20 protein-coding genes are annotated in these 25,028 nt (G+C 66.1%); 19 read left to right on the forward strand and 1 reads right to left on the reverse strand.

Translation table 11 applies throughout. From position 1 onward, the window contains the following. Nucleotides 1-5: 5 nt before the first annotated feature. Nucleotides 6-938, reverse strand: coding sequence for a LysR family transcriptional regulator (locus NDB2M1_RS09925; RefSeq protein ID WP_072381889.1), 933 nt, complete (start codon nucleotides 936-938; stop codon nucleotides 6-8). 148 nt (nucleotides 939-1,086) lie between these two features. Between NDB2M1_RS09925 and NDB2M1_RS09930 the strand changes: the two genes are divergently transcribed. The 19 genes from NDB2M1_RS09930 (at nucleotide 1,087) to xdhB (ending at nucleotide 25,027) form a co-directional block, all read left to right on the forward strand. Continuing rightward, nucleotides 1,087-2,616, forward strand: a complete 1,530-nt coding sequence (locus NDB2M1_RS09930) for an adenosine deaminase family protein (protein ID WP_072381891.1) — start codon at nucleotides 1,087-1,089, stop codon at nucleotides 2,614-2,616. A 246-nt stretch (nucleotides 2,617-2,862) separates the two neighbouring features. Continuing rightward, complete coding sequence (locus NDB2M1_RS09935; protein WP_072381894.1) at nucleotides 2,863-5,247, forward strand: TonB-dependent siderophore receptor; 2,385 nt, start codon at nucleotides 2,863-2,865, stop codon at nucleotides 5,245-5,247. Between the two features lie 76 nt (nucleotides 5,248-5,323). Then, the gene (locus NDB2M1_RS09940) at nucleotides 5,324-6,436 is read left to right on the forward strand and encodes a purine nucleoside permease (protein ID WP_083554780.1); all 1,113 of its coding nucleotides are present in this window, start codon (nucleotides 5,324-5,326) and stop codon (nucleotides 6,434-6,436) included. 15 nt (nucleotides 6,437-6,451) lie between these two features. Continuing rightward, nucleotides 6,452-7,813 (forward strand): 8-oxoguanine deaminase, encoded by a 1,362-nt coding sequence (locus tag NDB2M1_RS09945; protein ID WP_072381896.1) that lies wholly within the window; start codon nucleotides 6,452-6,454, stop codon nucleotides 7,811-7,813. A 13-nt stretch (nucleotides 7,814-7,826) separates the two neighbouring features. Next, nucleotides 7,827-9,203, forward strand: a complete 1,377-nt coding sequence (locus NDB2M1_RS09950; RefSeq protein ID WP_253185836.1) for a uracil-xanthine permease family protein — start codon at nucleotides 7,827-7,829, stop codon at nucleotides 9,201-9,203. Between the two features lie 99 nt (nucleotides 9,204-9,302). Next, the gene (locus tag NDB2M1_RS09955; protein ID WP_072381900.1) at nucleotides 9,303-10,442 is read left to right on the forward strand and encodes a bile acid:sodium symporter family protein; all 1,140 of its coding nucleotides are present in this window, start codon (nucleotides 9,303-9,305) and stop codon (nucleotides 10,440-10,442) included. Then, a complete protein-coding gene (locus NDB2M1_RS09960) occupies nucleotides 10,439-11,773 on the forward strand; it encodes an AtzE family amidohydrolase (protein ID WP_072381902.1) in 1,335 nt (444 codons plus the stop codon). Before NDB2M1_RS09955 ends, NDB2M1_RS09960 begins: the two co-directional genes overlap by 4 nt. Continuing rightward, a complete protein-coding gene (locus tag NDB2M1_RS09965; protein WP_072381904.1) occupies nucleotides 11,770-13,125 on the forward strand; it encodes an NCS2 family permease in 1,356 nt (451 codons plus the stop codon). The genes NDB2M1_RS09960 and NDB2M1_RS09965 overlap by 4 nt, the downstream gene beginning before the upstream one ends. Beyond that, nucleotides 13,122-14,048, forward strand: a complete 927-nt coding sequence (locus NDB2M1_RS09970) for a 5'-methylthioadenosine/S-adenosylhomocysteine nucleosidase (RefSeq protein WP_072381906.1) — start codon at nucleotides 13,122-13,124, stop codon at nucleotides 14,046-14,048. Before NDB2M1_RS09965 ends, NDB2M1_RS09970 begins: the two co-directional genes overlap by 4 nt. After that, nucleotides 14,048-15,631, forward strand: coding sequence for a gamma-glutamyltransferase family protein (locus NDB2M1_RS09975; protein WP_072381908.1), 1,584 nt, complete (start codon nucleotides 14,048-14,050; stop codon nucleotides 15,629-15,631). Before NDB2M1_RS09970 ends, NDB2M1_RS09975 begins: the two co-directional genes overlap by 1 nt. Next, nucleotides 15,625-16,854, forward strand: coding sequence for an allantoate amidohydrolase (locus NDB2M1_RS09980; RefSeq protein ID WP_072381910.1), 1,230 nt, complete (start codon nucleotides 15,625-15,627; stop codon nucleotides 16,852-16,854). Before NDB2M1_RS09975 ends, NDB2M1_RS09980 begins: the two co-directional genes overlap by 7 nt. 43 nt (nucleotides 16,855-16,897) lie before the next feature. Continuing rightward, nucleotides 16,898-18,082 (forward strand): pyridoxal-phosphate-dependent aminotransferase family protein, encoded by a 1,185-nt coding sequence (locus NDB2M1_RS09985; protein WP_083554827.1) that lies wholly within the window; start codon nucleotides 16,898-16,900, stop codon nucleotides 18,080-18,082. Next, nucleotides 18,079-18,966, forward strand: a complete 888-nt coding sequence (puuE, locus tag NDB2M1_RS09990) for an allantoinase PuuE (RefSeq protein WP_072381914.1) — start codon at nucleotides 18,079-18,081, stop codon at nucleotides 18,964-18,966. The genes NDB2M1_RS09985 and puuE overlap by 4 nt, the downstream gene beginning before the upstream one ends. Continuing rightward, nucleotides 18,963-19,343 (forward strand): oxalurate catabolism protein HpxZ, encoded by a 381-nt coding sequence (gene hpxZ / locus NDB2M1_RS09995; protein WP_072381916.1) that lies wholly within the window; start codon nucleotides 18,963-18,965, stop codon nucleotides 19,341-19,343. Before puuE ends, hpxZ begins: the two co-directional genes overlap by 4 nt. Then, on the forward strand, nucleotides 19,340-19,780 hold the full coding sequence (gene uraD / locus NDB2M1_RS10000) for a 2-oxo-4-hydroxy-4-carboxy-5-ureidoimidazoline decarboxylase (protein WP_072381918.1): 441 nt from the start codon (nucleotides 19,340-19,342) through the stop codon (nucleotides 19,778-19,780). Before hpxZ ends, uraD begins: the two co-directional genes overlap by 4 nt. Then, the gene (locus NDB2M1_RS10005) at nucleotides 19,777-20,967 is read left to right on the forward strand and encodes a urate hydroxylase PuuD (RefSeq protein ID WP_216233992.1); all 1,191 of its coding nucleotides are present in this window, start codon (nucleotides 19,777-19,779) and stop codon (nucleotides 20,965-20,967) included. Before uraD ends, NDB2M1_RS10005 begins: the two co-directional genes overlap by 4 nt. Continuing rightward, nucleotides 20,967-21,296: a hydroxyisourate hydrolase gene (gene uraH / locus NDB2M1_RS10010; protein WP_171955363.1), complete on the forward strand. Its 330-nt coding sequence runs from the start codon at nucleotides 20,967-20,969 to the stop codon at nucleotides 21,294-21,296. The genes NDB2M1_RS10005 and uraH overlap by 1 nt, the downstream gene beginning before the upstream one ends. Before the next feature lie 3 nt (nucleotides 21,297-21,299). Beyond that, complete coding sequence (gene xdhA, locus NDB2M1_RS10015) at nucleotides 21,300-22,721, forward strand: xanthine dehydrogenase small subunit (RefSeq protein ID WP_072381922.1); 1,422 nt, start codon at nucleotides 21,300-21,302, stop codon at nucleotides 22,719-22,721. Further along, entirely contained in the window at nucleotides 22,721-25,027 is a 2,307-nt protein-coding gene (gene xdhB, locus NDB2M1_RS10020) for a xanthine dehydrogenase molybdopterin binding subunit (RefSeq protein ID WP_072381924.1), read from the forward strand. Before xdhA ends, xdhB begins: the two co-directional genes overlap by 1 nt. The last annotated feature ends 1 nt before the right edge of the window (nucleotide 25,028 follow it).

Here is a 25,028-nt window from a genome sequence, read left to right on the forward strand (position 1 = left end):
CGTTTTCAACCGGAAATGCTGGCGCTCGGTCCGGGCCATGCCAGCAGACCGAAGGCGCTCTGGATTTCGCCGAGCACGATATCGGCGGCATAGCTCGGCGGGCGGGCAGAGGCAGTGCACAGCGCGAGCGTCATCGGGCGCAGCACTGGATCGGAAATGCGGGTGAACGAAAGCAGGCCTGCGCGCACTTCGGTCACCACGTCGAGCGAGGTGAGAATGCCGATGCCGACACCTTCCATCACGAGGCTGGTGATCATCTGGATGTTGTTGCTGGCCGCCTTGCGCTCCAGCGTCAGCCGCGTGGTGCCTTCGAGCACGGCGATCTGCTGGTTGACCGCCAGCGGGCTGGAAGGCACCACCACGGGCGAACCGACGCAGGCGGAAAACCGCGCCTCGGCCTGCTCGCCGAAGGGGTGGCCGGCGGGCGTGATGAAGCCGAGGTGGACTTCCACGAAGGCGCGCACCGTGATGTCACGATAGGATTCCGGGCCGAAGAACACGCCGAAATCGACTTCGCCCGAGGCAATCATGCGGCGCACCTGATCGTTGGATGCGACCTTGAGTTCGATGGTGATGCCGGGGTAGCGGCTCTGCAGGGCGTGGACTGCGGCGGGGATCACGCCCTTGGCCAGCGCATCGATCACCGCGATCTCGACATGGCCGCGCTTGAGCCCGCGCAAGTCCTCGATCTGCGCGCGCACCTCGGCAAGGCTTTTCTGCCAGCGTCCGCCGGCGGCCATCATGATCTCGCCCGCTGCGGTAAGGCGCAGGCCGGTGGGCAAGCGCTCGAACAGCGGCATGCCGATTTCGGCCTCGACGTTGAGGATCTGCCGGTCGATCGCGGAGGCCGAGACATTGAGCTCGTCCGCCGCCTTGCGGATCGAGCCGAGACGGCCGACCGCGAGGAAATAGCGCAGAAAACGGGAGAATGCCGGCACTCGTTATACCCTGCCTAATTTTCGCAACACCTTGCGCGATTCATTGCATTTGCGCGATACACGTCAAGGCCATAGTCACGCTGCAGTGCAAAAAATGGCGCAGTGCAAAGAACGGGGTTTTGAGTTGGGTCGCTGGGCAGGGGGATGGTTGGCAACGACAAGCTGCGCGCTCGGCGCGGGACTGTCTGCTGCGCCTGCCTTGGCCCAACCTGTCCTCAACGACACGGCGCGCGAGGCCGCCGTCGCCAAGCTCATCGAGGCTGCGCGCGAAAGCCCGCCGACGCTGCGCGTGCTGCTGCGCGGCATGCCCAAGGGCGGCGATCTCCACAATCACCTCGGCGGCGCGATCTATGCCGAGGATTACCTGACCTGGGCTGCGGCCAAAGGCTTCTGCGTCGACGGGACGGGTCTCAGCGTGGAACCGCCGCCGTGCCCGGCCGAGCGCGCGATCGCGACGTTCGCCGCCAATAACGAATTCGGCATGGACCGCCTGATCGACGCGATGTCGACGCGCGGCTTCCAGCGCGGAGTGGGGCAGAACGATGCCTCTGGCCACACCCAGTTTTTCCGCTCGTTCGATCGCTTCGGGAAAATGGGTGGTGAGACCGCGCAGATGCTGTCCGCCACGCGGCGCATCGCAGCGGGGGACAACGTTTCGTACCTCGAGCTGGATCACAATACGGTGACGCTGGTTTCCGTGGTGCGTGCGGCGGGTGATGCACCGATTGCAGAGGCTGAACTGTCGGCGGTCTATGCTCGCGAAGCGAAGCAATTTGCCCCGCTGATTCCGAAGGCGAGGGCCGAACTCGATGCTGACGAGGCGGCTTCTGCCAAGGCCATGGCCTGCGGCACGCCTGCTGCCGAAGCCGCCTGCAACGTCGCGGTGCACTACCTGTTCCAGGCGCTGCGGGCGTTGCCGCCCCGGCAGGTCTACCGCTCGCTCGTCCTGGGCTTCATGATGGCGCATGCCGATCCGCGCTACGTCGGCGTCAACATCGTGATGCCTGAAGACGCGTGGCTGGCGCGGCGTGACTATGCGCTCCACATGGCGATGATCCGCTTCCTTGCCGCGAAGTACCCGCGCGTGAAGCTCACGCTCCATGCCGGCGAAGTGACGCTGGGTCAGGTGCCGCCGGCCGACCTCAAGGACCATATCGCGCAGGCCGTGGCGGTGGGAGCGAGACGGATCGGTCACGGCACCGGCATCGCCTTCGAGGACAAGGCCGAAGACACCATGGCGCGCATGGCGCAAGAGGGGATCGCAGTCGAGATCAACCTCACCAGCAATGCAGTGATCCTCGGCGTGAAGGGTGCGGATCATCCGCTGAACCTCTATCGCGCGCATGGTGTCCCGGTGGTGCTTTCTACTGACGACGAGGGCGTCCTGCGCTCGGACATGACCAACGAATATGTCCGCGCGGTGCGCGAACAGGGACTGACCTATCCGGAGCTCAAGCAGATTGCGCGGGCAGGATTGCAGTATTCCTTCGTGCCCGGCGAGGCGCTATGGGCTGATCCGGTCAAGCTGGTGCCCGTGCTCGTCTGTGCTGATTTTGCCACACCTTCTTGCGCCAAGTATCTGGCGGGCAACGAGAAGGCGCGGCTGCAAGTCAATCTTGAACACCAATTTGCAACGTATGAGGCCGAGCGTCTGGCGCGGGCAAAGAAGGTGTCTTAAGAGCGTAATACGAATTGCCGCTTCGGTGGCGTCATAAAAAAAGCGGGCGCGCCCGGCCGAGGGGATGCTGCGAACAGCGGCATGACGGCGGGGAAGATGCCCGGTGGTTTGCGGGAGAGGCGCGGTTCAACCACGCGCATGGCAGCCTTCACGGCAGGTGAAGGCAGTGCGCCTTTTGCGTCCCAGGGGGTCTATTCGATGCTTCACCCGAACAATTCAGCGCGGTTTTCTGCGCCCCGTCACTTTATGAAAGGCCTTGTGGCGCTGCTTGGTTGCACCGCGCTCACCGCGCCCGCCTTCGCGCAGGAAGCGCCTGCAGCCGATGAGCCCAAGAAGGAAGAAATCGTCGTTGTCGGCTCGCTGAACGCGCTGCCGGTCAAGGACGTCGGCTCGATCTTCGGTTTCGACAAGAACCTCGTCGAGACCCCGCGCTCGGCCTCGACCGTCTCGAAGGAGCAGATCGAGCGCTTCGGCATCACCGAAATCTACGACCTCGTTTCGCAATCGCCGGGCGTGTTCACCAACTCGTTCTTCGGCGTCGGCGGCGCGCTCGACATTCGCGGCACCCCTGGCGAAGTCTACTTCCGCGGTATCCGCCGCCTCGACAACCCCGGCAACTACCCGACCCCGATCGGCGCGTCCGACCGCGTCGACATCGTGCGTGGGCCGGCTTCGCCGATCTATGGTCCGTCGAAGACCGGCGGCTACATCAACTTCGTGCCGCTGACGGCGCGTGCGGCCGGCGGCAAGTTCCTCGACAGCCCCGAGGGCCAGCTCTCGTACACCAGCGGCAGCTGGGCCCGCAACGTGCTCAGCGCGCAGGTGCGCGGTCCGGGCAAGATCGGCAATCAGGAATTCGGCTACAGCCTCTACGCCCAGATTGAAGACTCGGGCAGCTACTATCGCAACATGTCGACCCGCCAGACGATCCTGCAGGCGGCCTTCGATACCGACCTCACGCCCAATCTGCGCCTCGAGTTCGGCGGCATGCACCACAACTTCAAGGGCCAGCAGAACGGTGGCTGGAACCGCCTGACCCAGGACCTCGTCGACAACGGCAACTACATCACCGGCGATGCGCAGCCGCTCGACACCAATGGTGACGGGCAAATCTCGCATGCCGAAGCGCGTGTTGCCAACCTCAACCCGTTTGGCGGCTTCGCTTGCGGCGGCAACCCGTTTGCTTCGTCGATCACCGCGGCATGCTTCACGAATCCGGCGATGCGCCTCTCGAATGTCGGCACTGCCAAGCTCAGCCGCCGCGATACGCTGACGGCAGAAGACGACAAGCTCAACAACATCGCCAACACAGCCTACCTCGATCTTATCTTTGATGCTGGCAATGATTTCGAGATCAAGAACCAGTTCTTCTACGACGGTTACCGCAATGAGAACGAGAATCAGTACGGCTTCTCGCAGTTCCACAACTCTTATGTGATTGAAGATCGCATCGTCGTCTCGAAGGTTTTCAAGAACGATGTTGGTAAGTTCTCGCTCGAGTTCTCGCCATCCATTCGCTACACGAACTTCAAGCATGGCGAGGACTTCAACTACGAATACTTCAATCGCGTCGATCTGACCAAGGGCTACAACGCGCTTTCCGATCGCCTGCTGTCGACCGAGTGTGACTGCAACTACACCGGATATAATGTGGGCCATTACACCGACTATGGTGTTGCCGGTCTCGCCAACCTTGACTTCAACTTCGGTCTCGATCTGACGCTTGGCGCGCGTTACGACCATGTCAAGGTTGTCACGACAGATGTGGCCTCCAAGCTTGAAAATCCAGGCGGTGCGCGCTCGGCAGACACCTCGAAGGGCGGGTGGTCGTGGTCGGCCAGCGCGAACTACAAGCTGCCCCTTGGTCTGATCCCCTATGCGACCATCTCTCGCCAGTCGACGATCATCGCCGGGCAAGGCGCCGAGATCACCGCAGGTGATGCGCTGTCGGGCGCGTTCATCAGCGCTTCGAAGCTCTATGAAGGCGGCATCAAGGGTTCGTGGCTCAACAACCGGCTTTACGCGTCGGTCTCGGTCTACAAGCAGACCCGCGTGGATCGGAACGCGCAGGCCATCGTGACAAACCAGGCGGTCGAGACCAGGGGTATCGAGGCCGAACTGCGCTGGTCGGTCGACAAGCACTTCCTTGTCTCGGCCAACTACACGAAGACCAAGGTCGAGAACCTCACCGCGATCGGCAGCGGCGTGCTGTTCAGCTTCTTCGGCATCGAGGACCTGAAGGGCATTGATCCGGCGCTCTTCCTCGGCGGTCAGCCGATCGGTCTGGTGCCGATCCCCAACCGCAATGCTTCGCGCCGCGCCGGTATCCCCGAGGATCTCTACTCGGCGACCGCGACCTACTCGTTCGACAACGGCCTCGCGTTCGCCGGCAGCATCACGCATGTGCCGTCGGTGTTCTCGGGTCAGTCGCAGGTTGTCAGGCTCCCTGCCTACACGCTGGTCGATCTCAGCGCGTCTTACACCACCGGCCGGTGGCTGTTCCGCGCGGTCATGAAGAACGCGACGGATGCAAAGTACTTCCGCGCCAACTTCACGGAACTCTTCGGCAGCACGATCGCGCTGCCCGAGCGTCCGCGCAACTGGCAGGCCTCGGTCGTCTACAAGTTCTGACCGGGCGCAATGGGCGAGGGGCGGCAGGTGCCGTCCCTCGCACCTTCTCTGACATGATTTCAGGGTGATCCGACCCATGCGCTTTCTTGCGCCTCTCGCAAGCTTTGCCGCCGCCTTGCTGGCTCCCACAATTGCCAAAGCGGCGCCCGTCGCAGACGCCGCTACGCTTTCGGCGGTCAAGGCCTGCATTCCGGCCCGGCCCTGCGCGGCAAAGCTTCCGGTGCGCGTGGTCGTCGTCACCATGTTCGAGATCGGCAAGGATACCGGCGACAAGCCGGGCGAATTCCAGCTCTGGAAAGAGCGCCGCCACCTGACCGAAACGCTGGAGTTCCCGCAAGGTTGGCATAATCTCGCCTATGATCCTGAAACAGGCGTGCTGGCGATCGTGACCGGCATGGGTTCGATCAAGTCGGCGACCGCCACGCTGGCGCTGGGGCTTGATGACCGGCTCGATCTGTCCGAGGCGTATTGGCTGGTGGCCGGGATTGCCGGGATCGATCCCGAGGATGCCTCGGTCGGTTCGGCTGCCTGGGCGCGCTATGTGATCGACGGCGACATCGCGCACGAGATCGATGCGCGCGAAATTCCCAAGGATTGGACGAGCGGCTACTTTGCGCTCCACAGCAAGGGCCCGATGGACCCCACGCCGCTGGAGCCGGTCAATGGCGAGATGTTCGAACTCAATCCGGCGCTGCAGGACTGGGCCTTTGCACTGACCAAGGGCATGTCGCTGCCCGACGACGCGCGGATTGCCGAGGCGCGCAAGGCCTTCAGGGGCTACCCCAATGCGCAGAAGCCGCCGTTCGCGCTCAAGGGCGACAATCTGGCCGCGATGACCTTCTGGCACGGCGCGAAGATGACGCGGTGGGCCAACGATTGGACGAAGTTCTGGACCCGTGGGAAGGGTGAGTTCGTGACTTCCGCGATGGAGGAAACAGGGACGTTCCAGTCCATCGAATACCTGACCAAAGTGGGTAGGGCGGACCGCGACCGGGTGCTGGTGCTGCGCGCGGGTAGCAACTTCACGATGCCGCCGCCGGGAATTGATCCCGCGCCCTATCTGCTCGGCGAGAACCAGGGTTATGCCGGGATGACCGCGGCGCTCGAGAGCCTCTATGCGGTGGGCGGAAAGGTGGTCGACGAGATCACCACGCACTGGGACAAGTACGAAGCGAGCCCGCCGAAATGACGGGGCGCAGCTGACATGGCGCTGACGCTGATCCGCAATGCGGCGGTGGTCGCCGCGATGGACGATGCGGGCAGCGAAATTGCCGGCGGTGCGGTGGCGCTGCGCGATGGGGTGGTTCTCGCGGTGGGCACGACGGCGGAACTGGCGCCGCTGGCCGGCCATGCCGACGAGATCGTCGAAGCGGCCGGCTGCGTGGTGACGCCGGGACTGATCAACACGCACCACCACTTGTATCAGACGCTGACCCGCGCTTTGCCGGGGGCGACCGAGGCTTCGCTGTTCGGCTGGCTGAAGCGGCTCTATCCGGTCTGGGCGCGCTACACGCCCGATGACGTGTTCGCTGCGACGCAGTTGGGGCTGGCGGAACTGGCGCTATCCGGCTGCTCGCTGAGCAGCGACCATCTCTACCTGTTCCCCAATGGCGTGACGCTCGACGACACCATCCATGCCGCCGCCGGGATCGGGGTGCGCTTCCACGCGACACGGGGGAGCATGAGCGTGGGCGAGAGCGCAGGCGGGCTGCCGCCCGACAGCCTCGTCGAGCGCGAGGATGCGATTCTTGCCGACTGCATCCGCGTGATCGACCGGTTCCACGATGCCGCAGATGGCGCGATGGTGCGCGTGGGCGTGGCGCCTTGTTCGCCGTTTTCGGTGAGCCGGGAACTGATGCGCGATGCGGCGCTGCTGGCGCGCGACAAGGGCGTGATGCTGCATACGCACCTCGCCGAGGATGCCGATGACGTTGCCTTCAGTCTCGAGCGGTTCGGCTGCCGGCCGGGGCAATATGCCGAGGAACTGGGCTGGACCGGGTCCGATGTGTGGCATGCGCACTGCGTTCAGCTCGACCACGGCGAGATCGATCTGTTTGCGCGGAGCAAGACCGGCGTCGCACATTGTCCCGGCTCCAACTGCCGCCTGGGTTCGGGCGTGGCCCCGGTAAGGGCGATGGTTGATGCGGGTGTTCCGGTGGGGTTGGGAGTCGATGGTTCGGCTTCGAACGATACCGCGAACCTGCTCGGCGAAGCCCGGCAGGCGCTGTTGCTCCAGCGGGTGACCCATGGCGCGACCGCGTTTGCCGCGCGCGAGGCGCTGCGGCTGGCGACGCGCGGCGGTGCGGCGGTGCTGGGGCGGCCTGATCTGGGCCAGCTGAAGCCGGGCCTGCGCGCTGACGTGGCGGTGTGGGACATGGCCGATGTCGCCTCGACCGGCGCGTGGGATCTCGTTGCAGGGTTGGTGCTTGCGCCGCCTGTGGGCGTGCGCGACCTGTTCGTCGAAGGGCGCGCCGTCGTGCGCCGGGGCGACCTCGTGCAGACGCCGCGTGCGTCCATTCTTGCGGCGGCGCGCCGCTCGCTCGATCGGCTGATCGCAACCGGATAGGAGACTGCCTGCCGTGCCATTGCCTGTTTCGGTCAGCCGCTCCCAGGCCCGTGACCCGGACTTCTTCCCCGGCATGGCTCTCGCGCTTCCTCTGGGCATCCAGCACGTGCTGGCGATGTTTGTTTCGAACCTCACCCCGCCGATTATCGTCGCAGGGGCGGCGGGCTTCGGGTTTGGTTCGGCGGACCCTTCGGAACTCATCTACATGATCCAGATGGCTATGCTCTTCGCCGGGATCGCCACCTTGATGCAGACGGTCGGCTTTGGCCCCATCGGCGCGCGGCTGCCATTGGTGCAGGGAACGAGCTTTGCATTTATCCCGGTGATGATCCCGATTGTGGCGGGGCGCGGCGTCGGCGCGATGGCGGAATTGACCACGGCGGCGCTCATCGGCGGGCTGGTACATGGCGCGCTCAGCGTCTTCGTCGGGCGCGTGCGGTTTGCCTTGCCGCCGATGATCACCGGGCTTGTCGTGCTGATGATCGGTCTCTCACTGATGCGGATCGGGGTGCAATATGCGGCGGGGGGTGTGCCTGCGGTGGGTACACCCGCGTTCGGTGCAGGGACAAGCTGGCTGCTGGCCGGGGTGGTGGTTTTGGCGACGCTCGGCCTCAAGTTCTTCGCGCGAGGGATCTGGTCGACGGCATCTGTGCTGCTAGGGTTGCTGGCGGGCTATCTTGTCGCACTGGCGATGGGGCGGATTTCGTTTGCTGCGGTGGGCGCCGCGCCGCTGGTCATGGTCCCGCAGCCGTTTCACTTCGGCTTTGCTATCTCAGCTTCGGCGGTGCTGGGTTTCGTGCTCACGGGGTTCGTGTCCTCGATCGAGTCCATCGGTGATGTCGAGGCGATCTGCGAGGGAACGGCGGGGCGCCCTGCCACCGATGCCGAACTCAAGGGCGCTGTGGCGGCGGACGGTGCGGGGACGGCGCTGGCCGCGATCTTCGGCGCGATGCCCAACACCACATTCAGCCAGAACGTCGGCCTGATCGCGATCACGGGGATGATGAGCCGCCACGTGGTGACGCTTGGCGCGCTGTTCCTGATCGTCTGCGGACTGGTGCCCAAGATCGGCGCGGTGATCACCACGATCCCCATCGAAGTGCTGGGCGGCGGGGTGATCGTGATGTTCGGCATGGTCGCTTCGGCGGCGCTTTCCATGCTCTCGGGCGTCACGTGGAACCAGCGCAACATGCTGGTGTTCGGGGTGAGCCTGTCACTGGCGCTAGGCCTGCAGCTTGAGCCGACCGCGCTGGCGCACTTGCCGGAGACAGCGCGGATGCTGCTGTCTTCGGGCGTGCTGCCGGCGGCGATCATGGCGATCGTGCTCAACCTGATCCTGCCGCACGAAACGGCGGACGAGGAGCCGGTGCTCGCCGGGGATGGAGCATAGCCAAGTGGTGACGAGCGCTCTCTTTTTTGCAACAAACCGTCCGGTTCATTGCGCTCGCTCGGTAGGGTGCGGCGCGGCATAGCGGCGGGACCCATGGCCATGCGCATCACGATACCCAAGGTCGATCCGTTCCTGCTGTGGCTGGTGGGCTGTGTCGTGGCGGCCAGCGTGCTGCCCGCACGCGGGGCTGTGCTGACGGCGTTCGACGTTGCGGCGGACGGTGCGATCGTGCTGCTGTTCTTCCTCCACGGGGCCAAGCTATCGCGCGAAGCGGTCCTTGCGGGGATCGGGCACTGGCGGCTGCATCTGATGGCGCTGGCCTTCACCTACATCCTGTTTCCGGCGCTGGGGTTGGCGGCGGCGGCGCTGACGGGGCGGGTGATCGATCCCTCGCTGGCGGTGGGGCTGCTGTTCCTCGCGCTGCTGCCCTCGACGGTGCAAAGCTCGATTGCTTTTACCGCGATGGCGGGCGGCAATGTCGCGGCGGCAGTGTGCAGCGCATCGCTCTCGAACCTGCTCGGCATCGTGCTGACGCCGCTGCTGGTGGCGGTGTTCATCCATTCGGGCGGAAACGCCGGGATGGACGAGTGGGCCTCTGTGCAGAAGATCGGGACGCAGTTGCTGCTGCCGTTCCTGGCGGGGCACTTGCTGCGGCCGGTGATCGGCACCTGGATCGACGGGCACAAGAAGCTGCTGCAGCCCGTTGACCGCTCTTCGGTCCTGCTGGTGGTATATTCGGCGTTCAGCGCGGCGGTCGTGAACGGGGTGTGGCAGCGCGTCGGGCCGTTCGATCTCGGTGTGCTGCTTCTGGCCTCCGCCGTGATGCTCGCCATCGTGATCGCGGTGAACGGTGTAGCCGCGCGGGCGGCGGGCCTGAAGCGCGAGGATGCCATTGTCCTGCTGTTCTGCGGCTCGAAGAAGAGCCTCGTTTCCGGCGTGCCGATGGCGGGGGCACTGTTTGCTCCGGCGCAGGTGGGCATGGTGATCCTGCCCTTGATGATCTTCCACCAGTTGCAGCTGTTCGTCTGCGCGTGGCTGGCAGGGCGCTGGCGGCAGGAACTGGATGCGGCGGCTGCGGCTGCGGCACTGCCGCTCCCGCCGCAGGATGAAGCCGCAATGCTGGCGCGGGCCGGGGAGATCGATCTGCCGGTGCCGGAAGAATGCCGTCCGGGCGTGCAGGCCAACCTTGCACTTTTGACGCAGCATGCGCGGATCGCGCTGGGCGAGGGCGGCGCATGAGGACGGCGACTGCCATCGCGGCAGCGGTGCGTTCGGGCGACATCAGCGCTGCATCGGTTGCAGCGCGCACGCTCGATGCCTTGCGCGCCGACAGGCATGTGGCGGTGACCCGCGTACTGGCCGAGCGGGCGATGGCGGAAGCATCGGCGGTCGACGCCAGGATCGCGCGGGGCGAAGACGCCGGGCAGCTGGCGGGCGTGCCCTATGTGGTGAAGGACTTGTTCGACGTTGAAGGTTTGCCGACCACTGCGGGCTCGGCGGCACGGGCCAAGGGGCCTGCGGCTGCGGCAGATGCCGAATCGGTGCGACGGTTGCAGGCAGCGGGCGCGGTGCTTTGTGCGACGGTCAATATGGACGCCTTTGCCTATGGTTTTGCCACGGTGAACGCGGATTATGGGACGACGCGCAATCCGCATGATCCCGCGCGTCTGGCTGGTGGATCTTCCGGCGGATCAGCGGCAGCCGTGGCGGCGGGGCTGGTCCCGCTGGCGTTGGGGTCGGACACCAACGGTTCGGTGCGCGTACCCGCAAGCCTGTGCGGGCTCTATGGCCTGCGGCCAGCACGCGGCGATCTGCCGGTGGCCGGAACGTTCCCGTTTGCCGAAAGCTTTGACGAGATCGGGCCATTTGCGGCTGATTTGGGTGATCTTGCGATGGTCTGGGAGGTGCTGCGCGGCGGCGCCGTTGCGCCCAGCGCCGCCGCTCCAAGGATCGCTCGGCTCGGGGGGCGTTTCCGCGAGAATGCCGATCCGGCGCAGCTTGCCGCGATTGATGCGATTGCTCCCGATGCCCCGCTGCTTGTCCTGCCGGACGTCCCGAGGGCGCGCAGTGCGGCCTTCGTGATCACCGCGTATGAAGGCGGCCATTTGCACCGCGAGGCGCTCAAGGCCGATCCGTTCGGCTATGATCCGGCGGTACGCGACAGGCTGATCGCGGGAGCATTGCTGCCCGATGCGCTGTACGAGCGCGCCCTGGCGTTCCGGACCGAGTATGTGGCGCGGATCGAAGCACTGGTATCGGACTTCGATGTACTGCTCGCACCGTCCGCGCCTTGTTCCGCCCCGCTGATCGCGGATCCCATGATCCTGATCGACGGCGAGCCTAGCCCGGCGCGGTCCAATCTGGGCATCCATACCCAGTCAATCACGTTTACGGGCCTTCCTGTGCTGGCGGTGCCGCTCAAGCGTCCGGGCGCGCTCCCGTTGGGCTTGCAACTGATCGGCATGCGGGGCGGGGAAGGCGCGCTGCTGCGGCTGGCGCATGAACTTGAAGAACGGGGCGTGACCGGCGTGAGCATGCCGGCCGGGGCTTATGCGGGGGAAATGACATGACGGGCGAAGCGGCCACGGCCGAAAACACTGGGGGAATGCTGGAGGCCCGGTTCAAACTCAGCGAGCGCGGCACCGATGTGCGCACCGAAGTGCTGGCAGGGTTCACCACCTTCCTGACGATGGCCTATATCGTGCTCGTCAATCCGGCGATCCTTGGGCAGGCGGGGCTGCCGGTGGCTTCGGTAGCGGCGGCGACATGCTTTGCCGCGGCCTTTGCCTCGATCCTGATGGGCATGGTGGCGAACACCCCGCTGGCGCTGGCGCCGGGCATGGGGCTCAACGCCTATTTCAGCTTCACCGTGGTGCAGCAGATGGGCGTGCCCTGGCCGGTGGCGCTCGGCTGCGTGTTCATCTCGGGCGTCGCCTTCCTGATCCTGACGTTGACGGGCGTGCGCCAGCTGATCGTCTCGGTGATCCCGCAGCACCTGTTTGCGGCGGTGGCGGGCGGCATCGGGCTGTTCATCGGCTTTATCGGGTTGAAGGATGCGGGGATCGTGGTGGCCAATCCCGCAACGTTCGTGGCGCTGGGCAGCGTGACGCAGCCGGGGCCGGCGCTGGCGCTGTTCGGCCTCGTGATCATCGGCACCCTCAGCGTGTGGAACGTGCGCGCCGCGATGCTGATCGGGATCGTGCTGACGACGCTGGCCGGCTGGGTGATGGGCCAGGTCCATGCGCCGACCGAGCCCTACAGCCTCGCTGCACTGACGGCGACGGCGTTCAAGCTCGATATTCCGGGCGTTTTCGGGCTTTCTGGGAAGGCCGGGCTTGGGCTGCTGGAAATCCTGTTCGTGTTCCTCTTCGTCGATTTGTTCGACAATATCGGCACCTTGGTCGCGGTGACCAAGCGTGCCGGGCTGATGGACGCGGCGGGCAAGATCCCGGGGCTCAACCGCATCCTGATGACGGATGCGGTGGCGACGATGGTCGGCGCGATGGCGGGCACGTCCACCGTGACGAGCTATGTCGAAAGCGCGGCGGGCGTGCAGGCGGGTGGCCGCACGGGGCTGACGGCGGTGGTCTGCGGGCTGCTGTTCCTCGCGACGATGTTCGTGGCGCCTTATGCGAGCTTCGTGCCGCTGGCGGCGACCGCGCCTGCGCTCGTCGTGGTCGGCGGGCTGATGCTGCTGCCGCTCACCGAAGTCGACTGGGAGGATCCGATGGCGGCGATCCCGGCGTTCCTCACGGTCGCGATGATCCCGCTGACCTTCTCGATCGCCAACGGCCTAGCCTTCGGCATCACTGCCCATGCCTTGCTCAAGCTGCTCAAGGGTCAGGCCACGACGAAGGACTGGTTTCTCTACACGCTCGCCGCGCTGTTCGTGGCGCGCTTTGCCTGGATGGCTGCTGCATGATCCGTCTTGTTTTTCTGATGTTCGCCGCGCTGCTGGCAACGCCGGCGTGGGCGCAAAAGCTCGATGACACCCCGCGCACGGTGGTCATGACGGCGTTCTATCCCGAATGGCACTCGCTCGTGCCGACGATCAAGGATGCCAAGGAACACACGATCAACGGCAATACTTTCCTGACGGGGACGCTTGAGGGCAAACCGGTCGTGTTGATGCAAAGCGGCGTCAGCGTGGTGAACGCGGCGATGAGCACGCAGCTGGTGCTCGACCGGTTCAACGTGAAGCGGATCGTGTTTTCAGGCATCGCGGGGGGCGTCGACCCGGCGCTGTCCATCGGCGATGTTGTTGTGCCGGAAAACTGGGGACAGTATCTTGAAGGTTCGTTCGCGCGGAAGACCAAGACGGGATGGATGCCGCCGGACAAGGGCGATGCGGAGTCGCCCGCCAACTGGAACTTCATCTTCCCGCGCGGGACTTTGATCACCACGCCGAGCGCGCCGATGCAGCGGGTGTACCGCATTCCGGTCGACGCCGATTTGCTGGCGCTGGCGAAGAAGGTGGTGCCCACGATCACGCTCGAACGTTGCGTGCCCCCATCGGACAAGATGCGTGCGGGCTCAGCGCTGTGCCTGCCGCGCATGCCCAAGGTGCAGGTTGGCGGAACAGGCGTGACCGCGGGCATCTATGCCGACAACGCCGCGTTCCGCATCTACCTGCAGCGCGCGTGGAAGGCGCGGGTGCTTGATATGGAAAGCGCCGCGGTGATGCAGGTGGCGATGAGCAACGCGGTGCCGGCGATCGTGTTCCGGAGCCTGTCCGACCTCGCCGGCGGCGATCCGCACAAGAACATGGAATATGTCTTCGAGCACCTCGCCTCGGCCAATTCGGCGCATGTTGTGCGCGCCTTTGTCGCAGCGCTGCCAAACTGATGGGGCTGACAACCGTCTCGGGCCGCAAGGGCATCGTCACCGCGCCGCATCGGCTGGCGGCGGAGGCGGGGCTGTCCGTGCTGCAGGATGGCGGCAATGCGGTGGAGGCGACCGTGGCGGTCGCGGCGTGCCTTGCGGTCGTCTATCCGCATATGACCGGGATCGGCGGGGACGGGTTCTGGGTGATCCATGAGCCGGATGGCGCGGTGCATGGCATCCATGGCTGCGGCGGGGCGGCGGGGGCGATCTCGCTTGCGATGTACGCCGGGCTGGAGGCAGTGCCGTTTCGCGGACCGCTCGCGGCCAATACGGTCGCAGGGACGATTTCGGGCTGGGCGGCGGCGTTGGCGGGCGCGGGCGGCTCGCTGCCGCTGGACCGGCTGCTGCGCGATGCGATTGCCTATGCCGAAGCAGGTGTTGCAGTTACCGCGGGTCAGGCTGCTATCGCCGAGGCGAAGGGCCCGGAACTGCGTGTCCAGCCGGGTTCCTACGCAGCGATCTTCGAGCCTGAAGGGCGCCCGCTGCGCCGCGATGATGTGCTGCGCCAGCCTGCACTGGCGGAAACCTTGCGGCGGCTTTGTGACGAGGGCCTGGAGAGCTTCTACACCGGCGCGCTCGCGGCGGACATTGCGGCGGATCTTGTAGCGCTTGGTAGCCCGGTCTCGGCAGCGGACCTTGCGGCGCATGTCGGGACGCGGCCCGAACCGCTGACGGTGCGGTTTAAGGATGCGCGCCTGTGGAACTCGGCGCCGCCGACGCAGGGGTTTGCCTCGCTGGTGATCCTCGCGCTGTTCGATCGGCTGGAAGCGGATGTGGCGGACGGGTTTGCGCATGTCCATGGGCTGGTCGAGGCGACCAAGCAGGCCTTCCTGCTGCGCGACCGGCATGTCGGCGATCCGGCCTTTGCAGCGTTCGATTTTCAGGGCCTGCTGGACGATGCGGCGGCGCTTGATGCGCTGGCGGCCAAGATCGATCCGGCGTGTGCCCTGCCGTGGCCGCAGCCGCCGCAGTGGGGCGATACCTGCTGGTTTGGCGCCGCTGACGGCGAGGGGCGCGTCGCAAGCGCGATCCAGTCGACCTATTTCGAGTTCGGCTCGGGGCTGGTGCTGCCGAAGACCGGAATCACGTGGCAGAACCGGGGCAGCAGCTTCCGGCTGGCAGAGAGCGGCTGGAATGCCCTCAAACCCTATCGCAAGCCGTTCCACACGCTCAATCCCGCGCTGGCGAAGTTCGATGATGGGCGGGTGATGGCCTATGGCACGATGGGCGGGGAAGGGCAGCCGCAGACGCAGGCGGCGCTGTTCAGCCGGTACGCCCGGTTCGGCACAGACTTGCAGGAAGCGATCAGCGCGCCGCGCTGGCTGCTGGGGCGAACCTGGGGCGATCAGTCGACCACGCTCAAGCTGGAGGATGGCTTTTCGCCTGAGCTTTATGCTGCGCTCGAAGCGGCGGGGCATGCGGTGGAGCGGGTCGGGCCGCTGACCGCGACAATGGGGCATGCCGGGGCGATCGTGCGCCATCCGGATGGGCGGCTGGATGGCGCGACCGATCCGCGCAGCGATGGCGGGGTGGCGGCATGGTGAGCGGCGGCGCCCGGGCCGTTGCGCGCTGCGATGCGCTTGCCGTTCAGCCTTTCAGCGACAGTGCCGAGGGGCTGACGCGCACGTATCTCTCGCCTGCCTACCACGCGGCGCAGGAGCAGATTACGGCGTGGATGGCCGAGGCGGGCATGACCGTTTGGCGCGATGCAGCTGCGAACCTGATCGGGCGTTATGAGGGGCGTGAGCCTGGCGCTCGCACATTGGTGATCGGCAGCCATATCGATAGCGTGCGAAATGCCGGGGCCTATGACGGGCCGCTGGGGGTCATGCTGGGGATCGAAGCGGTTGCGGCGTTGGCCGCGAGCGATGTGCGCCTGCCGTTCGCGATCGAAGTCTACGCTTTCGGCGATGAGGAGGGGAGCCGCTTTCCTGCCGCCATGCTGACCAGCCGCGCCGTTGCGGGCACGCTTGATCACGCGACGCTGGACGTGGCCGACCGCGATGGCGTGCGGCTGGGCGATCTGCTCGATCTTGCGGCTTACCCATCGGCGAGACGCGAGGCGGGCGAGATCCTTGGCTATCTTGAGGCCCATATCGAGCAGGGGCCGGTGCTGGAAGCCGAAGGGCTGGCGCTGGGCACCGTGACCGGGATCGCGGCGCAATTGCGGTTCGAGATCGGGCTGTGCGGCACTGCGGGCCATGCGGGAACCACGGCGATGGCCCTGAGGCGCGATGCGGTGGCAGGCATGGCGGAAATGGTGCTCGCTGCTGAAGAGGTGGCGACGGCGGGGCCAGCCGATCTCGTCGCCACGGTGGGCGTGGTCGAGGTGCCTTCGGGCGCGGCCAACGTTATCGCGGGGCGCAGCCGGTTCACGCTTGATGTGCGCGCGGGCGATGCGGCGGTGCGGGACCGGGCGGCGGAAGATATCCTGCGCAGGTTCCGTGGGATTGCTGGGCGGCGCGACCTGGGGCTGTCGGTGCGGCAGGTACACGATCTGCCAGCAAGCCCTTGCGATCCGGCGCTGATGGACCTGCTCGATGCCGCAACGGCAGAAGCGGGGCACCGTCCGTTCCGGCTGGTGTCCGGCGCGGGGCACGATGCGATGATCATGGCTGCGCTCTGCCCCACCGCCATGCTGTTCCTGCGTTGCAGGGGCGGAGTGAGCCACAATCCGGTCGAGCATGTCGAGCCAGCGGATGCCGAAGCGGCGCTGGCGGTAATGTCCGGCTTTATCAGACTTTTGGGAGCGAAATGTGACGCTTGATCCCACCTTGTTCGGCGAGATCGATCCGCCGCAGCGCCTGCTGATGGGGCCGGGCCCGGTCAACGCCCACCCGCGCGTGCTGCGCGCGATGTCAGCGGACCTGCTCGGCCAGTTCGATCCGGAAATGACCGGGTTCATGAACCAGGTCATGGCGCTTTATCGCCCGGTGTTCGGGACCGCGAACCAGTGGACGATGCTGATCGACGGTACCGCGCGCGCGGCCATCGAGGCGTCGCTGGTGAGCCTTGTCGAGCCCGGTGACACGGTGCTGGTGGTGAACTTCGGGCGCTTCGGGCTGCTCCTGACCGAAATCCTCACGCGGCTGGGCGCGAAGATCGAGCAGGTCAGCGTACCGTGGGGCGAAGTCGTCCCGCTGGAGGCGATCGCCGAGACGATTGAGCGGTATGGCCCGAAGGTGGTCGCCACAGTGCACGGCGATACCTCGACCACGATGGCGCAGCCGCTCGATGGGCTGGGCGATTTGTGCAAGGCGGCGGGGGCCTATCTCTACGTCGATGCCTGCGCGACGTTGGGCGGCATGGAGATCGCGGCGGACCGGTGGGGCGTCGATGTGGTGACCGGGGGCCTGCAGAAGTGCCTTGGCGGGCCGTCGGGCAGCGCGCCGATCACGATTTCGGACCGCGCCGCGGAGCGCATCTTCGCGCGGCGGCATGTCGAGCAGGGGATCAGGCGCGCGGACATCGCGGACGGTGCGGGGCCGCGCATTCCCTCCAACTACTTCGATCTGGCGATGATCATGGACTACTGGTCGGAGAAGCGGCTCAACCACCATACCGAGGCGACTTCGATGCTCTATGCCGCGCGTGAATGCGCGCGGGTGGCGCTGGGCGAGGGGCTTGAAGCGCGCTTCGCCCGGCACCGCAAGGCGGGCGCGGCGATGACGGCGGGGGTGCGCGCGATGGGCCTCACCGTCTATGGCGATGACGCGCACCGGATGACCAATGTGACGGGCGTTTACATCCCGGCGGGCGTGGATGGCGAGGCGATCCGAACTGCGATGCGTGGGCATTTCGAGATCGAGATCGGGACCGCGTTCGGCCCGCTGCAAGGCAAGATCTGGCGGCTGGGCGCGATGGGCTACAACGCGATGAAGCACAAGGTGCTGCTGACGCTGGCGGCGCTGGAGGCCTGTCTTACGGCGGCTGGACATGCGGTTCCGCTGGGCGCGGCGGTACCGGCGGCGCTGGCGGCGTGGGAGGCGGCATGACCTCCGAGCGGGACCTCGCCGGCTATGGGGCGACACCGCCGGACGCGCGCTGGCCGGGCGGGGCCAAGGTCGCCGTGCAGTTCGTGATCAATTACGAGGAAGGCGCGGAAAACTCTGTCCTCAATGGCGACAAAGGTTCGGAATCGTTCCTTTCCGAAATGGTCGGCGCCGCGAGCCATCCGGCGCGGGCGATGGCGATGGAAAGCCTCTATGAATACGGCAGCCGCGCCGGTTTCTGGCGGCTGCACCGGCTGTTCAGCGAGCGGGGCGTGCCGGTGACGGTATTCGGCGTGGCAGCGGCGATGGCGGCCAATCCCGCGGCGGTCGAGGCAATGCTTGGGGCCGACTGGGAAGTGGCGAGCCACGGCTATCGCTGGATCGACTACCAGTATGTGCCGGAAGACGTGGAGCGCGAGCACATTGCCAAGGCGATTGCGCTGCATACCGAGCTGACCGGGGAGCGGCCGCTGGGCTGGTATCAGGGGCGGACATCGCCGAACACTGCTCGGCTGGTGGTGGAGGAGGGCGGCTTTCTCTACGATGCGGACAGCTATGCCGATGATGTGCCCTACTGGGACCGGCGGCATGGCAAGCCGCAGCTGATCGTGCCTTATTCGCTCGATGCCAACGACATGAAGATCGTGGCGCTCAATGGGTTCACCGAAGGCGAGCAGTTTTTCAGGTACTTGTACGATACCTTTGAGCAATTGCGCGAGGAAGGTGGCCGGATGATGTCGATTGGCCTGCACGGGCGGATCGCGGGTCGTCCGGGCCGGGCGCGTGCCGTGGCGCGGTTTGTCGATCATGTCATGGCGAGCGGCGACGCGTGGATCGCGCGGCGCGTCGATATCGCGCGGCACTGGCTGACGGAGCATCCGGCATGACGGTGAACGATCCGGTGCTGCTCGCCGAAGTGACGGCGGCGTTCCACGAGTACGAGCGCGCGCTGATGGCCGACGATCTGCTCGCGATGGACGCGCTCTTTCACGATTCACCGACAACCAACCGCTTTGGCGTGGGCGAAGTGCTGTGGGGGATCGAGGCCATCCGCGAGTTCCGCAAGGGGCGCGGCGGATCACCGCAGCGGCGGCTGGGGCATGTGGCGATCACCGTTTACGGCGATGCTTTTGCCACAGCGGATGCGGAGTTTTTCCGTGAGGGCTCTGAACGGCGCGGACGGCAGAGCCAGAGCTGGGTGAAGTTTTTCGACGGTTGGAAGGTCGTCTCTGCCCATGTCAGCCTTGAGGGAGCAACCTCGTGACGGCGTTGTTCGAGCATAGCCCCTGGATCGAGGCGCGTGCGGATGCGCTGCCTTCGAGCGGAGACCGGCATGCGGATCTTATGGCGGTTGTATACGCGGCAACGCCCGAGGAACAGCTCGCCCTGATCCGTGCGCACCCGGAGCTGGCGGGGAAGGCCGCCATCGACAAGACGCTGACCGAGGCCTCGGCGGCGGAACAGGCGAGTGCAGGGCTGGATCGGCTGACCGAGGCGGAGTTTGCGCAGTTCCATGCGCTGAATGCCTCTTATCGGGAGCGCTTCGGCTTCCCTTTCATCATCTGCGTGCGGCTGACCGACAAGGCGGGCATCCTCGCGGCGATGGAAGCGCGGCTGGCGCATGATCGTGAGACGGAGATCGCGACGGCCATTGCGCAGATCGGCGAGATCGTGCGGCTCCGCTTGGAGGATGCGCGATGAATATAGCCCTGAACATCGATCTCGCGGAATGGCTGAATCTGGCGATCCGCTGGTTCCACCTGACGGCGGGCATCGCGTGGATCGGCTCATCGTTCTACTTTGTCTGGCTCGACAACCATCTGGTGACGCCCAAGGCCGGTGAGGCTTCCGGCGAGGTGTGGTCGGTCCACGGCGGCGGATTCTATCACAAGCAGAAGTATCAGGTCGCGCCCAAGCAGATGCCGGAAGACCTGCACTGGTTCATGTGGGAGGCTTACACCACGTGGATCACCGGCTTTTCGCTGCTGGTGCTGGTCTACTGGGTGGGCGCCGCGAGTTTCCTGATCGACCCGGCCAAGGCGGCGCTGACGCCGCTGCAGGCCTCCGGAATCGGCGCGGCAGCGCTGGTCGCGGGGTGGCTGGTCTATGATGGCCTGTGCCGTTCGCCGCTCGGGCGCGATGACCGGACGCTGGGGGTGGTCTGGTTTGCGGTGCTGGTGGCTGCGGCGTGGGGGCTGTGCCAGATCTTCAGCGCACGCGGCGCCTATCTGCATGTGGGTGCGATCATCGGGACAGCGATGGTCGGCAACGTGTTCTTCGTGATTATCCCCAACCAGCGCAAGGTCGTGGCGGCGCTGGTCAAGGGCGAAGTGCCCGATCCGGCGCTCGGCAAGGCGGCCAAGGCGCGGTCCTTGCACAACAATTACATGACGCTGCCGGTGCTGTTCATCATGATCAGCCACCACTACGCGATGACCTTCGGCGCGGACCGGCCGTGGCTGGTGCTGGCGCTGCTGGGCGCGACGGGCGTGGCGGTCCGGCACGTGTTCAACTTGCGGCACAGGGGGCAGCCGCTGGGGCGGGCGATCCTCGTTGCGGCGATCTTGGCACTGGCAAGCGTGACCTATGTTTCGGCGGAGAAGGCGGGTGCCGCGAAGGCTACCGGCGGCTCGGCGGACTGGGCCAGCGTCGAGCCGATCTTCCAGAAGCATTGCGTATCTTGTCATGCCGAGAAACCGACCAGCGATCTCGTGACCGCACCGCCGCTGGGCGTGATGCTCGACAGCCATGAACACGCCCGCCAGTTCGCGGCGCGGGTGAAAAAGGTCGCGGTTGATGCCGAGATCATGCCGCTGGGCAACACGACCGGAATGACCAAGGCCGAGCGTGAGGCGCTGGGCCGCTGGATCGAAGCAGGAGCACCCTGATGACGACGCTTTCGACGCATGTGCTCGATACGATGCACGGCAGGCCTGCCGCGGGCATGCAACTGTGGCTGGAAGACGCGGATGGCGAGGCGCTGTTCGCGGGCGAAACCAATGCTGATGGGCGCTGTCCGGGCCTGCCGGACCTCGCGCCGGGGCGCTATGCGCTGACTTTTGCGGTGGCGGAATACTTTGCGGGCGAGGGGGTCACGCTGCCCGATCCGCCGTTCCTGGGTGACGTGCGTATCGCGTTCGGCGTCTCGGAAGAGGGGCACTATCATGTGCCGCTGCTCGTCTCGCCCTTCGCCTATTCGACCTACCGAGGGAGCTGAACCGTGGCCTTGCGCTTCCTGCTCGATGGCGAAGTTGTCGAACTGACGGCGCCCGATCCTGCGGGCACGCTGCTCGACCTGCTGCGCGGGCCGCTGCGGCGGACGGGCACCAAGGAAGGCTGCGCGGAAGGGGATTGCGGGGCTTGCACGGTGCTGGTGGGTGAGGCAAGCGAAGACCGCGTGCAATGGCGGGCGGTGAATGCCTGCATCCTGTTTCTGCCGATGGTGCACGGCAAGGCGGTGATGACGGTCGAGAGCCTTGGCGCCAAGGACAAGCTCAATCCACTGCAGGCGTGCATGGCGGCGAACGGAAGTTCCCAGTGCGGGTTCTGCACGCCGGGCTTCGTGATGTCGCTGCATGGGCGCGCGATCGGGGCGCTGGGGAGCGACCTGCCGGTGGCTGATGCCATTGCAGGCAACTTGTGCCGTTGCACCGGTTATGGACCGATTCTGGAAGCGGGAGAGGCGGTGTCCTCGCTCGCGCAGGATGATGCCGCAGTGCTGGCCGGACTGGCAGGGCTGGCAGGTGATGCGATGACGAGCGGCGTTTTCGAGGCTCGGCAGTGGTTTGTGCCGCGTAGTTCGGACGAGCTTGTCGAAGTGCTGGCGGTGCATCCCGATGCGCGGATCGTGGCAGGGGCGACCGACGTCGGCTTGTGGGTGACCAAGGGGCTGCGGGATTTGCAGACCGTGGTCTTCATCGGCGATGTGGCGGACCTGAAGGCCATCGAGGAAACGCCGGACGGCGTGCGACTGGGCGCTGGCGTGCGCTATGCCGAGGCGCATGGGGCGCTCGCGCGGCTGCATCCGGATCTGGGCGAACTGGTGCGCCGGATCGGGGGGCTGCAGGTGCGCTCTTCGGCCACGGTCTGCGGCAATATTGCCAATGGCTCGCCCATCGGGGATGGGCCGCCGGCGTTGATCGCGCTTGGGGCGGAATTGACGCTGCGGTCGTCCGCGGGGCGGCGGACAATGCCGCTGGAGGCCTATTTCCTCGATTACGGCAGGCAAGACCGGATGCCGGGCGAGTTTGTCGAAAGCGTGTTCGTGCCGCGTCCGGCGACGGGCACGGTGGTGCATGTCTCGAAGCTTTCGCGGCGGTTCGACAGTGATATCTCGGCGGTTCTGGGCGCATTTGCGCTGACGGTGGAGACGGGGGTGATCACTGCCGCACGGGTCGCGTTCGGCGGCATGGCGGCAACGCCTCGGCGCGCTGCGGGATGCGAGGCGGCGCTGGTCGGCCAGCCATTAAGCGAGGCGACCATAGCGGCGGCAGCGGAGGCCCTTAAAGGTGATTTCAGCCCGCTGACCGATGTGCGCGGCAGCTCGGCTTATAGGATCGAGGTAGCCTCGGCACTGCTGTGGCGGCTGTGGCACCGCGAGCGGGGCGTCGCGACGTCGGTGCTCGACGTGGAGGCCTGCTGATGGCCGAAGGGAACCCGCTCTGGCCCGAAGCGGCCATGCCGGCACTGGCGCATGACAGCGCGCACCTGCACGTCGCTGGGATCGCGCGCTATGTCGACGACGAGCCTGAGCTGCCGGGGACGCTGCATCTCGCGTTCGGGCTTTCGAGCGAAGCGCGGGCGCGGATTGTCAGCATCGATCTGGAGGCGGTGCGGGCCTATCCGGGCGTCGTTGCGGTCTACACGGCGGCGGATATTCCGGGCGAGAACAACGTCGGGCCAATTGCGCATGACGATCGTGTGCTGGCCGACGGCGAAGTGGTGAGCCATGGCCAGCCGGTGTTTCTGGTGGCGGCGGAGACGCGGATGGCGGCGCGCAAGGCGGCGCGGCTGGGCAAGGTAACCTACGAACCGCTCGAGGCCGCGATTACCGTCGAGCAGGCCCGCGCGGCGGGTTCGCGGATCGAGGCGGACCAGTGCATGGCGCGCGGTGATGCAGACGCTGCGCTCGCGGGGGCAGAGCACCGGCTGGCAGGTTCGCTGAAGATCGGCGCGCAGGATCACTTCTATCTGGAGGGGCAGGTCGCGCATGCGCGGCCGGGGGAGGACGGGCAGATCCATGTCGTCTCTTCCAGCCAGCACCCGAGCGAAGTGCAGCATCTGGTGGCGCATCTGCTGGGCAAGAGCAGCGCTGACGTCACCGTCGAAGTGCGGCGCATGGGCGGGGCATTTGGTGGCAAGGAAAGCCAGGCGGCACTGTTTGCGGCGGCGGCGGCGCTGGTGGTGCACCATACCGGGCGGCCCGCAAAGTTCCGCTGCGACCGCGACGACGACATGATCGTGACGGGCAAGCGGCATGATTTCGAGGTCGATTACGAGGTTGGGCATGACGCCGAGGGGCGGCTGACAGCGGTCAAGCTTCGCTTCGGCGGGCGCTGCGGCGCGACGATGGACTTGTCCCCGGGGATCAACGACCGGACGATGTTCCATGCCGACAACTGCTATTTCCTGCCGGATGTCGAAATCCTTTCGGAGCGGCTGAAGACGAACACGGTATCGGCGACGGCGTTCCGCGGTTTTGGCGGGCCGCAGGGGATGCTGGCGATCGAGCGCGTGTGCGACCATGTGGCGGCGCGGCTGGGGCTCGATCCACTCGAAGTGCGGCAGCGCAATCTCTACGGGCCGGGGCGCGATATGACGCCTTATGGCATGACAATCGAGGACAACATTGCCCCGCAAATGATTGCGCGGCTTCGGGAAACCTCGCGCTACGATGCTCGGCGCGAGGCGATTGCCGCGTTCAATGCGGGCTCGCCGCTACTCAAGAAGGGTATCGCGCTGACGCCGGTGAAGTTCGGCATCAGCTTCACCACCACGCACCTCAATCAGGCGGGTGCGCTGGTCCATGTCTATGCCGATGGTTCGATCCAGGCGAACCATGGCGGGACCGAGATGGGGCAGGGGCTGCACATCAAGATCGCGCAGATCGTAGCCGATGTGTTCGGCGTGGGTGTCGATACGGTGCGGATCACCGCGACGCGGACCGACAAGGTGCCCAATACGTCTGCGACGGCGGCCAGTTCGGGCGCGGACCTCAATGGCATGGCGGCATGGCGCGCGGCCATGGCGATCCGGGAGCGGATGGCGGATTTCCTCGCCGGGGCGTTCGGATGCGCGGCGGACGAGGTGCGGTTCACTGCTGAGGGCGTGATTGCGGGTGAGACGCGGCTTTCGTTTGCCGAAGCGGCGCGCAAGGCGTGGCTGGGTCGGATTTCGCTCTCGTCGACCGGGTTCTATGCGACGCCGGAGATCGAATACGATCGCGCCGCACACCGGGGGCGCCCTTTCTACTACTTCGCTTATGGTGCGGCGGTTTCGGAGGTCGTCGTCGACAGGCTGACGGGTGAGCACAAGGTGCTGGCTGTCGATATTCTGCATGATGTCGGTCGCTCGCTGAACCCCGCGATCGACCGGGGGCAGATCGAAGGCGGCTTCGTGCAGGGGCAGGGCTGGCTGACGACCGAAGTGGTGGAGTGGGACGCCAAGGGCCGCCTGCTCAACCATTCGCCCGCGACCTACAAGGTGCCGACCGCGTCTGACCGGCCCAAGCGGATGCGGATCGACTTGTGGGACGGCGAGAACGTTAAGCCAACGATCCACCGCTCGAAGGCGGTGGGCGAACCGCCGCTGATGCTGGCGAACTCGGTATTCTGCGCGATCTCGGCGGCGATTGCGGCGACGGCTCCGGAGGTGCGCGAACTCCCGAAGCTGGATGCGCCGGCAACGCCCGAGGCGGTGCTGCGCGCGCTTGCGAGTTTGCGTGCGTGAC

Source organism: Novosphingobium sp. NDB2Meth1 (genome assembly GCF_900117425.1).
Classification (GTDB): domain Bacteria; phylum Pseudomonadota; class Alphaproteobacteria; order Sphingomonadales; family Sphingomonadaceae; genus Novosphingobium.

Excerpts from the sequence above, each read along its gene's own strand:
- xdhB (WP_072381924.1), top strand. The coding sequence starts at position 22,721 with ATGGCCGAAGGGAACCCGCTCTGGCCCGAAGCGGCCATGCCGGCACTG.
- NDB2M1_RS09960 (WP_072381902.1), top strand. The coding sequence starts at position 10,439 with ATGAGGACGGCGACTGCCATCGCGGCAGCGGTGCGTTCGGGCGACATC.
- uraH (WP_171955363.1), top strand. The coding sequence starts at position 20,967 with ATGACGACGCTTTCGACGCATGTGCTCGATACGATGCACGGCAGGCCT.
- NDB2M1_RS09980 (WP_072381910.1), top strand. The coding sequence starts at position 15,625 with ATGGTGAGCGGCGGCGCCCGGGCCGTTGCGCGCTGCGATGCGCTTGCC.
- NDB2M1_RS09935 (WP_072381894.1), top strand. The coding sequence starts at position 2,863 with ATGAAAGGCCTTGTGGCGCTGCTTGGTTGCACCGCGCTCACCGCGCCC.
- NDB2M1_RS09940 (WP_083554780.1), top strand. The coding sequence starts at position 5,324 with ATGCGCTTTCTTGCGCCTCTCGCAAGCTTTGCCGCCGCCTTGCTGGCT.
- NDB2M1_RS09945 (WP_072381896.1), top strand. The coding sequence starts at position 6,452 with ATGGCGCTGACGCTGATCCGCAATGCGGCGGTGGTCGCCGCGATGGAC.
- NDB2M1_RS10005 (WP_216233992.1), top strand. The coding sequence starts at position 19,777 with ATGAATATAGCCCTGAACATCGATCTCGCGGAATGGCTGAATCTGGCG.
- NDB2M1_RS09955 (WP_072381900.1), top strand. The coding sequence starts at position 9,303 with ATGCGCATCACGATACCCAAGGTCGATCCGTTCCTGCTGTGGCTGGTG.
- NDB2M1_RS09985 (WP_083554827.1), top strand. The coding sequence starts at position 16,898 with ATGGGGCCGGGCCCGGTCAACGCCCACCCGCGCGTGCTGCGCGCGATG.
- NDB2M1_RS09965 (WP_072381904.1), top strand. The coding sequence starts at position 11,770 with ATGACGGGCGAAGCGGCCACGGCCGAAAACACTGGGGGAATGCTGGAG.
- NDB2M1_RS09970 (WP_072381906.1), top strand. The coding sequence starts at position 13,122 with ATGATCCGTCTTGTTTTTCTGATGTTCGCCGCGCTGCTGGCAACGCCG.
- puuE (WP_072381914.1), top strand. The coding sequence starts at position 18,079 with ATGACCTCCGAGCGGGACCTCGCCGGCTATGGGGCGACACCGCCGGAC.
- NDB2M1_RS09975 (WP_072381908.1), top strand. The coding sequence starts at position 14,048 with ATGGGGCTGACAACCGTCTCGGGCCGCAAGGGCATCGTCACCGCGCCG.
- hpxZ (WP_072381916.1), top strand. The coding sequence starts at position 18,963 with ATGACGGTGAACGATCCGGTGCTGCTCGCCGAAGTGACGGCGGCGTTC.